3 protein-coding genes and 1 pseudogene are annotated in these 11,925 nt (G+C 38.6%); all 4 read left to right on the top strand.

The genetic code is table 11. The features are described 5' to 3' along the window. The coding region (locus ACFIKE_RS06380) for a Vomp family autotransporter (protein ID WP_375648726.1) at positions 1-3,951 on the top strand (3,951 nt) is incomplete at its 5' end. Between the two features lie 456 nt (positions 3,952-4,407). Next, complete coding sequence (locus ACFIKE_RS06375; RefSeq protein WP_375648728.1) at positions 4,408-4,581, top strand: YadA-like family protein; 174 nt, start codon at positions 4,408-4,410, stop codon at positions 4,579-4,581. Positions 4,582-5,683: 1,102 nt separating this feature from the next. Next, positions 5,684-8,806 carry a YadA-like family protein gene (locus ACFIKE_RS06370; RefSeq protein ID WP_375648724.1) on the top strand — a complete coding sequence of 1,041 codons (3,123 nt, stop codon included), beginning with the start codon at positions 5,684-5,686 and terminating at the stop codon, positions 8,804-8,806. A 1,679-nt stretch (positions 8,807-10,485) separates the two neighbouring features. Beyond that, positions 10,486-11,925: pseudogene (locus tag ACFIKE_RS06365) on the top strand (hypothetical protein); the annotation flags it as partial.

Genomic DNA, 11,925 nt, shown 5'->3' with positions numbered 1-11,925 from the left:
AAAGATAGCAAAAGCAATAGTAAGCTTACATCTCTTTTAGATGGTGCCATTAAGGATGGTTCCACGGATGCCGTAACAGGTAACCAGCTTCATAAATTGGGCGGTGAGGTTGCGAAATCTTTAGGTGGTGGTGCTCAGTATGAGAATGGCCAATGGAGTAAACCTAAATTTACGGTTAAGATAATAAAATCTGATGGTAGTGAGAGTGAGGAGAGCTATACAGATGTGGCTTCAGCGTTTGCTGGTGTAGGAACTTCTTTCACGGATCTTCATAAAGAGATTACCAATGAAATTACCAATGAGATTACCACTGCTCAAGCTGACGCGTTGTTGTGGGATAAGGATAAAGGTGCGTTTGTAGCAACGCATGGAGAGAAAGATAGCAAAAGCAATAGTAAGCTTACATCTCTTTTAGATGGTGCCATTAAGGATGGTTCCACGGATGCCGTAACGGGTAATCAGCTCCATAAATTGGGCGATCATGTAGCAACATATTTTGGTGGTGGTTCGGCATTCAAGGAGGGTGTTTTTACAGCTCCGACTTATAACATCTCTAATGTTTCTAAAGATGGTAAGGTAGTAAGTAATTCGTATAACGATGTTGGCAGCGCCTTTGCGGGTCTTGATACGAGTGTCCAGAATGTGAACACTCATTTGTCTAATGAGGTCAAAAAGTTTGATGAAAAACTAAGTAATATCACGGAATCGGTTCAAGGTGATGCGCTGTTGTGGCATGAAAGTGAAAAGGCCTTTGTAGCTTTGCATGGAGACAAAGACGGTGAGAAGACAAACAGCAAGATAAAGTCGCTTTCAAATGGGGATATAACTAAAGACTCAAGTGATGCAGTAGCGGGTAATCAGCTATATGCTTTAGGTAACAGTGTTGCGCAGTCTTTAGGTGGTGATGCTAAGTATGAAGGTGGAACTTGGACAGCTCCAAGTTTTAAGGTTAAAAGCGTTAATGAGGATGGTACTAAAGTTGAAGAGAAGAAGTATGATACTGTATCGGAAGCTTTTGAGGATGTAGGAACATCTTTTGAGAATCTTCAAAAAGAGTTTACCCAAAACAACACGGAGATTACTGAAAATATTAAGCAGAATGCGTTGTTGTGGAGTGATTCTGAAAAGGCGTTTGTAGCGACACATGGAGAGGGTGATGGGAAAGGCAACAGTAAAATTAAGTTTCTTTCTAATGGCGATGTTTCTGCAAGCTCGAGTGATGCGGTTAATGGTTCTCAGCTTTTTGAGACGAATAAGACTGTTGCAACTTATTTAGGTGGAGGTGCTGAATATAAGGAAGGTCAATGGAGAGCTCCTACATTCAAGGTAAAAACCATTACAGAAGATGGCAACTCTGGAGAAGAGGATTATACGAGTGTATCGGCAGCGCTTGCTGGTGTAGGAAGTTCTTTTACGAATATTCACAAAGAGCTTAAGAATGAGATTAGTAAAGTTGTTGGAGACAGTCTTGTTAAGTTTGATGACACGACAAATATGATCAATCTTGGTGGTGAAAAGGCAGGTGCGAGCATCAGTATTGCGGATAAGAATAGCCAAGATAGGATACTTTCGGGTGTTGGGGAAGCAACAAAGGATAATGAAGCAGTTAACAAAGGTCAGCTTGATAAAAGATTAGAGAAGCTTTCTAACAGTCTTCAGTCAGATGACTCGGCTGTTGTTCATTACGATAAAACAGGTGATGAGACTGATTATACGAGTGTGACTTTGGGTAAAGGTAAGGGTTCTGCACCTGTTGGTTTGCATAATGTTGCCGATGGTACAATTGGTGAGAATTCGCATGATGCGGTTAACGGCGGTCAGATTTCTAAGGTTTCTCAGGATATTGCGAAATACTTAGGTGGAGGAACAAGCTTTAAAGATGGCACTTTCACGGGTCCAACCTATAAAATATCCAGTGTTGATGCAAAAGGCGAGGTAGTAGAAAAATCCTATAATGATGTAGGCTCTGCTTTTGCAGGAATTGATACGAATTTCAAGAATGTAAATAGCAACCTAACGAATAAGTTTAATGAACTTACTGAAAACATCACGAATATTACTCAGGAAGTTCAAGGAGATGCTTTGTTGTGGAATAAGGACGCAGAGGCGTTTGTAGCGACACATGGAGAGAAGGAAAGCAAGAGTAAGATTACATCACTTGCGGCTGGCTCTATAGTATCAGGCTCGAGTGATGCGGTTAATGGTTCTCAGCTTTTTGAGACGAATAAGACTGTTGCAACTTATTTAGGTGGAGGCGCTGAATATAAGGAAGGTCAATGGAGTGCTCCAAGCTTCAAAGTTAAGATCGTCAAAGAAGATGGTAGTGCGGTTGAAGAGCAGAGCTATGATGATGTTGCCAAAGCGTTTGCTGGTGTAGGAAGTTCTTTTACGAATATTCACAAAGAGCTTAAGAATGAGATTAATAAAGTTGTGGGAGACAGTCTTGTTAAGCAGGATGACGCTACGAAGGTGATCAAGATAGGTGGTGAAAAAGAGGGTAGTGCAATCACAATTGCAAACATGAATGGTGATACACGTAGTCTCTCTGGTGTGAAAGCGGGAACACTCTCTGAAGGCTCGACGGAAGCGGTTAATGGTTCTCAGCTTTATTCATTGAATCAGACGCTAGCGACTTATTTTGGTGGTGGCGCTCACTATGAAGATGGTCAATGGGTAGCGCCTACTTTCAAAGTTACGACTTTTAATGATGATGGCAGTCCAGAAGAGCATAGCTATCCCAATATTGCGGACGCGTTTGCTGGTGTAAGCAATTCATTTACAAAGCTTCATAATGAGATTTCAGACAATATTGAGCAGAATGCGTTGTTGTGGAGTGATGAAGATAGTGCGTTTGTAGCGCTTCATGGGAAGGGAGAGACAAGAAGTAAGAGCAAACTGAAGTCACTTTTAGATGGTGATATTTCTGAAGGTTCGACAGAGGCGATTACGGGCAATCAGCTTTATTCCTTGCATCAGACGCTAGCGATGTATTTAGGAGGGGGAGCTAGCTATGAAGGTGGCGAATGGAGGGCCCCAGAATTCAAGGTTTCACAATTCAATTCTGATGGTAGTTTGTCTGAAAAGAAGATTTATCATGATGTAGCAGGAGCCTTTGATGGTGTCAGTGATGGTATGACGAGTATCAACGACCGTATTCATGATGTTGAGAAGAATGTGGCGACCAATGGTTTGAATTGGAATGAAGAAGAAGGCGCGTATGATGCGAAGCATGATGGCAATTCGAGTAAGATTACGAATGTGTTGGATGGTAAGATAGAAGAAGGTTCGCAAGAAGTTGTGAATGGTGGTCAGCTTTGGAGCACGAATGAGAGGGTAAAAGAGGTTGAAGACAAAGTAGATACGATAGATCAACATGTGAAAGATATTGAAGTAGCGGTAACAGATGGCGTTGTTAAGTATGACAAAGATAATGAGGGGAAAAAGACCAATAGCATTACGTTAGTAGGTGGCAATGACAGCGAACCTGTTATGATAGACAATGTAGCGGATGGCAAGATTGAAACAGGTTCTCAGCAAGCTATTAATGGCGGTCAGTTGCATGATTATACTGAAGAGCAGATGAAGATAGTTCTTGAAGATGCCAATAAGTATACGGATGAGAAAGTTAGTAGTTTTGTCAATGATGCTGTTAACGAGTCGAAATCCTATACGGATATGAAGTTTGAGACGTTGAATTATGCTATTGAGGATGTTCGGAAAGAAGCAAGACAAGCGGCTGCTATTGGTCTAGCGGTATCTAATTTAAGCTATGACGATACACCGGGAAAATTAAGTTTTTCACTTGGTACGGGTGTATGGCGCAGTCAATCTGCACTTGCTATTGGAGCTGGTTATATGTCTGAAAATGGAAGATTTCGCTCTAACATATCTGCAACGAGTGCTGGGGGACATTGGGGGGTAGGTGCTGGATTTAGGGTAACACTGAATTAACAATAGAAAATTCGAAATAAATTTTCCTTCTCTTATCAAATGCGTTACATGTGGCATTTAAAGAGAAGGAAAGTTATTCTTATCGTAAATGAATAGCAATATAAGATAAGAGCGGATTTCGAGTAAAAATATATTTTTTATTGTGAAATTTTATATGAAAAAATCATTTATCATTTTCAAAAGGAATTATTTGAGTAATCCATATTTATTTTTAAGAAAGTTTTTTCCTTATAATAGGCATGTATATTGTAATAATATTATTGTTGGATTGTATAATGCCATAAGAGGTGATCAATTAGATAACAGTGAGCAGCAGATTAAGACAGTTTTTAATGATGTGAAAAAATATACGGATACAAAATTTGAAGCATTAGATATGATATTGAGACAGCTTAGAAAAAAGCAAGACAGGCGGTCTCTGTTGGTTTAGAAGTATCGAATTTAAGTTATTTTGATATCCCTTGGTCTTTAAGTGTTTGTTTTGGTAGTGGTTTATGGCATAGTCGATTGGCTTGTGCTATTGGAGCCGTTTATATGTCAGAAGATGGAAAGATTCTCTCTAATATATCTGTTACGAGTGCAAGAGGTCACAGGGAGTTAAGTGCAGGAGTAAACTTAACGCTGAATTAATAATAAAAAAACGCACTCGTCCTTGTCTCATCAGACAAGGGTAAAAAATTTTATAAAGAAGTGATATTTTACACAGAAATTCATAGATTAGTATACTTATAAAGTTTTATAACAATGTGTTCTGTAATAATGATCTTAGTGGGACTGATTTTATTTACAGCGAAGTATTTTAACAAAAAAATTTACAAATGCAGAGTGATGTCTTCATATAAATTAATAGAGTGCGCGCAATCGCACAATATTTTAAAACTGTACAGTTTATAAGTTTATTAATAGAAACATTCATTTGGGGGTATGCTTAAAGAAATAAAAAATCTCATTTTTTCCATTTTTATTATTTTCTTTGTATGTAGCAGCAGGAATGATTAAGTAAGACTCACTTAGATCATAACAGGGGCATTTAAAGCATAACGATGCACCAGCATTTTTATAAAAGTCTAAAGTGTAAACAATGAGGCTATGAATTTTAGAATTATTTCAAGAATCAGAAAGACGCATTATATAAAAAAATAATTAAATTATTTTTTCCTTGCTATTTTTTAATAATTGTATAGAGTGTGGGAAATTAGTTAAAAGATACAAAAAATCTTTTCGCAAAGCGGGGTGCGGTAAATCATGAAAAAATCACTATACCACTATAATCTTATTTCGAAAAGCTTTAAGAGACACAAATCTAAGACTCCGAGATATCTCGCTTATTTTCACAAAACAGGCACAACAACCATACCAAAAACGCTCTAAGCCACTCAGCAAACAAATTAACCCTCTTCCGCAATAAACACCCTTTATTGCTTCTTAACACACAATACCTAACAATAGTGCGCAAACATGTTTTTTCTACACTTCTTTCACCTTTCTTCACCTTTAAATCTAAAGGCTCTGCTACAGAAAGAAAATCCCCCCTAAAAGGGGAAATAAACCTTATTAATTGGGCTATCAATCAACGTGGACCACAACCCATTGATATCTTAGATAGTCCTCTTCCCCATTATGACAACCCTAATCTTTTATAAAACAAGAAAAAACTACCTCTGGAGCCTAATAGCACCGGAATATGTCTTTTTAATGTTTTTAATATGTTTTTTTACTTAGAGGATTTATTATGAAAAAAATATATACCACACCACACACACTAGCAGTGAGTAATTTAAAAAATTCTTGCTCGTCTTATCGATTACCTTTTATTAAAACGCTTTCATTAGTGTCAGTAGCTGTCTTTTTATCAAATGCTTCTCCTGCTTCTGCTTGTGATCTTTGGGGTAATGTAGAACAGTATTTTGGTGGAGGTACAAATATACGTAAAAGTATTGCGCCAACCTATATAATTAACGGTAAAATATATAGAGATGTTGGTTCTGCGTTGTATGGTTTGCAGAGTTATGTCGCTGATACTAGGTATGATAAGCTTGTTAAGCAAGATACATCAGGGCTTATTACAATTGGTGCGGACGTAGGTGGCAATAGAATAACTATCGCAAATAGCTCTCATGGATTGAGGACTCTTACTGGTGTTGCTGATGGTTGGGTTTCGCCAATCTCATATGATGCAGTCAATGGTTCCCAGCTTTTTTCCCAAGGCATCAGTACTGCGATCTCTTTTGGCGGTGGTGCTGGATACGATAGAAAAGGAAACTGGATAGCTCCTACTTTTACAGTTAAGGTCTTTGATAAAAATGGTAATGGAGCTACAAAGGACTATAAGAATGTTGCGGATGCATTTACTGGCGTAAGTAGCTCTTTCACGAATCTTGATGAAAAGATTGAAAATATTAAGGCGGCAAGTAATAGTCTTGTTAAGCAAGATGATACCGGACTTATTACCATTGGTGGAAAAGTAAGTGGAACTAGAGTAAGCATTGCAAATATTGATAATGCGGTACGGACTCTTTCAGGTGTTAAGGCTGGTTCGATTACAGCAGCATCCACTGATGCGATAAATGGTTCTCAACTTTATTCCATGAGCAATGTAGTTGCAGGCTATTTTGGCGGTGGTGCTGGCTATAAAGATGGCAACTGGAGTGCTCCTACTTTTACAGTTAAGGTCTTTGATAAGGATGGTAATGGAACTGAAAAGGACTATAAGAATGTTGCGGATGCCTTTACTGGCGTAAGTAGTTCTTTCACAAATCTTGATAAAAAGATTGAGAATATAGTCATTAATGGGACAGGTGATGATCTTGTTAAGCAAGATGATACCGGACTTATTACCATTGGTGGAAAAGTAAGAGGGGTCAAGGTAAATATAGCAAATGTTGATAATGTGGCACGGACTCTTGCGGGTGTTAATGCTGGTTCGATTACAGCAACATCGACTGATGCGATAAATGGCTCTCAATTTTATGCCATGAGCAATGTAGTTGCTAGCTATTTTAGTGATAATGCTGGATATGATAAAGATGGCAACTGGAATGCTCCTACTTTTACAGTTAAGGTTTTTGATAAAAATGGTAGTGGGACTGAAAAGAACTATAAGAATGTTGGGGATGCACTTTCTGGTGTAAGTAGTTCTTTTACGAATCTTAATCAAAAGATCGAAAGTGTGACAGGTGATAGTTTTGTTAAGCAAAATAGCGCTGGGCTTATTACGATTGGTGGAAGCAAGGGTGGCAATAGAATAGATATTGCAAACGGTGTTAATGCGCCACGAGTTCTCTCTGGTGTTAAGGGGGGTGCATTTACGGCAACATCGACCGAAGCAGTAAATGGTGGTCAAATCTATCTTATGACTCAGGCATTTGCAAGTTATTTTGGCGGTGGTGCTGGATATGATAAAGAGGGAAAATGGTCAGCTCCTACATTTACAGTTAAAGCTTTTGATAAGGATGGTAATGAAACTGAGAAAAACTATACTAATGTTGCAGATGCGTTTTCTGGTGTTAATAGTGCTTTCACAAGTTTGAATGAGGAGATTGTTAAGATAAAGAATAAGCCTGGTATTGAAGAAAGGGAACACATCCATCAAGACGGTGATTTGAATGATATTATTTCAGAAGGCTTTCCTTTTATGAGAAGCTTACCTAGTGCTTCAGGTAATGTGAAGGTTCCAACTACGTTAACCGTTGCTCCTAAATCACCATTAAAACAAGTAAGTTTTATGAATAGTAAAGGTGAAAGCCGGCGTCTTTTTGATATTGCTGCTGGTGAGATTTCAGAAACGTCGACTGATGCTATAACTGGTTCTCAGCTCTATTTAATAAACAACCAGATTGCTACTTATTTCGGTGGTGGTTCTGGATATAAAGGTGGAAATTGGAGTGCTCCGACTTTCACAGTTAAAGACTTTGATAAGAATGGTAAGGAAACTGAGAAAAACTATACTAATGTTGCAGATGCATTTGCTGGCGTTAATAGTGCTTTGGCAGGTTTAAATGAGCGGGTTATGAACGGTATTGGTGAAACAGAGGTTGGACCACTAGATGGTGGTCTGAATAATATTTCAGAAGGCTTTCCTTTTATGAGAAGCGCACGTCTTCTAAGAAGCTTACCTCTTGCTATAGATGAGGAAGAAAACGCTATAGATGAGGCGGATAATTCAACCACGGTAACTGTTGCTCCTAGTGAAACTTTAGAACAGTCAACTTATGAGGTGAGTGACGGTCAGTTTTCGCAGCTGAGAAATAGTGTAGAAAAACTTGAAGGCAGGTTAAACGGAGTTAAAGACAGGGTAACAACAGTTGAAAAAAAGGTGGATGTTGCGGTTAGCTATGATACTGATGATAGCGGAAAGAAAATCAATAGCATCACTCTAAAAGGTGTCGATGACAGTGATCCTGTTTTGATTACGAATGTTAAAGATGGAGAAATTAAAGCAGGCTCTAAGGACGCAGTGAATGGTGGTCAGTTATACGAGTATACCGATGTGCAGATGAAGGCTACTCTTGAAAATGCGAAAACGTATACGGACGATCAAGTCAATAATGGTGTTAACGAGGCAAAATCCTATACCGATATGAAGTTTGACGCACTAAGTTATGATATTACGAATGTGCGCAAAGAGGCAAGGCAAGCAGCAGCGATTGGTTTGGCGGTGTCTAACTTACGTTACTTCGATGACCCAGGATCTGTGAGTGTTTCATTTGGTGGCGGTTTTTGGCGTGGACAATCTGCCTTTGCGATTGGTGCAGGTTATACATCTGAAGATGGCAAGATTCGTTCTAATCTATCAGCAACCAGTGCTGGCGGTCAGTGGGGTGTAGGTGGTGGAATAACTCTGAAATTAAAATAACACCAGAGAATATGAAAAACTACAATTTAAGCGAAGTTTCGCCCTTGTCTCATCAGACAAGGGCGAAACTTTATATTATAGAGAAGTAATATTTTACAGAGAAAGTCATAGAGTAGTATAATTAGAAAGTTTCATAACAATGTATTCTATAGTAATAATCTTGGTGATCTTGATTTTAGTAAAAAGTGAATTATTTTAACAAAAATTTTATAAATACAGCGTAATACTCTCATATAAATTGATAGAGTGCGTAATCGCACAGTATTTTAAATAATCGCACAGTATTTTAAAACTGTACGTTCTATAATTTCATTGATAGAAAATATCCATTGGGGGGATACGTTTAAAAAAATCAAAAATCGCATTATTATTATTATTTTATTTATTTGCTCTGTACACAGCAGTAGCAATCATAAGGCACGCAACAGCGGCAATTATTAGTAAGACTCATTTTGATCAAAATGGAACACCTAAAACAAACGATTAAACAGAACCTCTAGACAAGTCTATAGTGCATGGAATCTATGAATTTTAAAGTTATAAGGATATTTCACGATTGTATAAATCGGAAAGACTCATTCTGTAAAAATAATTAAATTCATTTTCCTCTTGCTATTCTACTCAATAGTCTATAACATCACAAAATATTCTTTAGTAAGACTCATTCTGGTAAAAACAGAAAAAATGCTCGCAAGGGGAGGTGCGACAGATTATGAAAAAAACACACAACCATTCTTATTTTATTTCGAAGCTTTTTAAGAGAAAAAAATCTAAAGCTCGAGAGTACGCTGCTTATCCCCACGATAAAAGCGTAATGATTTCACGACAAGTGCTCTAAATCATTCAGCAGACAACTTAACCTTTTCCCTTAATAATACCTTACAGCCTCTTAAGCATACAAAATGAACTCTTTTACTTTAAAAACTATAAACCGCAGATCTAACGATAGGGTGCAAGTATGTCTTCTTCATATCCATTTTTCACCCTCATTCAGGAGTTTTGTTGCAAAAAGAGCACCCTTCTTAAAGGCGGAAAAAATAAAAAGCCCATTAACCAAATCATTAATCAACGTTCATCGCAACCTTGCCGGACTTCTGATTACTCCTGTTCGCCTCTGCGACAAACTCAAACTTTATAGAGAACAAACAAAAATCACGTCATTAATCACCTGTAGCACTGAAATATGACTTTTTAATGTTCTAAACATGTCTTTCTTATTTGGAGAATTTGTTATGAAAAAATTATATACCACACCAAAAGCGCTAGTGGTGAATGATTGTAAAAATTCTTGCTCGTTTTATCGACGGCTTTTTATTAAAGCGCTTTCATTGGCTTCAGTGATTATATTTTTATCAAATATTTCTCCTGTTGCTGCTGCTACTCAGATTTTAAATAACATATCAAACGACTTTAGTGGTGGTACAAATGCGCTTAAAGCTATTCCGCCAGCCTATGTAGTTGGCAGTAAATTATATAAAGATAGTGGCTCTGCATTTATGGAGGGCAAAGAGGCTTCCGAAAACTTAAGTTCTAATATTAAGTTTCAGACTAAAGCTGCTTTTGATACTGCATTTGCAGGTACAGAAGGTTATAAGAATGTAGAAGGTTATAAAAGTGTTGCGGATGCATTTTCTGGCGTGAAGAGTGCTTCCACAAGTTTGAATCATCAGATTGTTGAGATGAAGGAACTCGCTACTATTGGGGAAAAGCAAGATAATTTATCTCAAGGTAATGATAGGCATGAAAACACAGGCAGCTTTCCTTTTTTAAGAAGCTTACCCAGTGGACTAGCCCGAGCGGATGATGAAAAGATGATAACTCTTGCTCCTACCTCACCATTAACTATAGTAACTTTTCAGAGTAGTGAAGGTAAGACACGGCGTCTTGTGGATATTTCTCCTGGTGAGCTCTCAGAAACGTCAACCGATGCCGTGAATGGTTCCCAGCTTTATGAATTAACAAGAGGTGTGAAGGTTAATACTACTGACGTATCTCTTCCTAACGAAAAGTTTAAAAATCCTATAGCTAGCGGCCCAAGCTCAATTGCTATTGGTGACCGCGCATACGTTGAATCAAACGCCGAAAATGGAATTGCTATTGGTTTGTTCGCAAAATCCAGCGAGGCCCAAGCAATTGCTGTTGGTCCCCTGGCAGAAGCCAGCGGCCGTGCTTCGATGGCTTTTGGTCGGACCACGGTAGCCAGCGGCAATGAAGCGTCGGCTTTTGGTCAGTGGGCGGAGGCCAGTGGTAGGTATGCTTTGGCTCTTGGTTCTAGTGCGAAAGCATTAGTTGACGAAGGTATTGCCTTAGGTTCAAGCTCTGAGGTAGTTGTTGATGCTGATCTTGGTATTGGAGGTTACGATCCCAGTACTAGAAAGAACTCAGATAAACAAGGCAGCGCATGGAGAACCTCTTTTGGTGCACTCAGTATTGGTCGAAATCCTATTCGTGACGGTGTTAATCCGAATGAGCTTACCAGACGGATTATACATGTTGCAGCTGGCACGAACGACACTGATGCCGTGAATGTTGCACAGCTAAAAGCCCTACAAGACACTGTAAACCCAAACTGGGATCTTTCTGTTAACGGTAAAAATACGACGAGTGTTAATTCAACCAGCCCACTGGATTTGGCAGCTGGAAGTACAAATCTCACAGTCACAAAAGGTGATAAAGACAATAAGGTAAAATTTGATCTCGCTAGGGGTATCCTAGTTGATAAAATACAAGTAGGAAACAACACCTTAGACGCAACAGGTTTAGTAATTGCCAATGGTCCAACAATAACCACTTCTGGTATAAATGCTGGAGGTAAAAAGATTCAGGCAGTTAAGAATGGTGACATTACTTCAACCTCAAGCGATGCCGTTAATGGTTCCCAGCTTCATACCCTAGGAAGCAGTGTTGCGAAATCTTTAGGTGGTGGCGCTCAGTATGAGAACGGCACATGGACCGCCCCTACATTCACGGTTAAGAAATTTGCATCTGATGGCAATGTCATTGACTCGACTTATGACAGTGTCGCGTCTGCCTTTGCCGGTGTTGGTGATTCTATCACGAATATTAAAAATGAGATTAGCAAAGAAATTGCTGGTGAAAAGAGTGATTCTTTAATCTGG

Source organism: Bartonella sp. MU70NMGDW (genome assembly GCF_042194085.1).
Lineage (GTDB): Bacteria > Pseudomonadota > Alphaproteobacteria > Rhizobiales > Rhizobiaceae > Bartonella > Bartonella grahamii.
The sequence above is the reverse complement of the archived record's forward strand: the minus strand, read 5'-3'. Positions and strand labels throughout refer to the sequence as shown.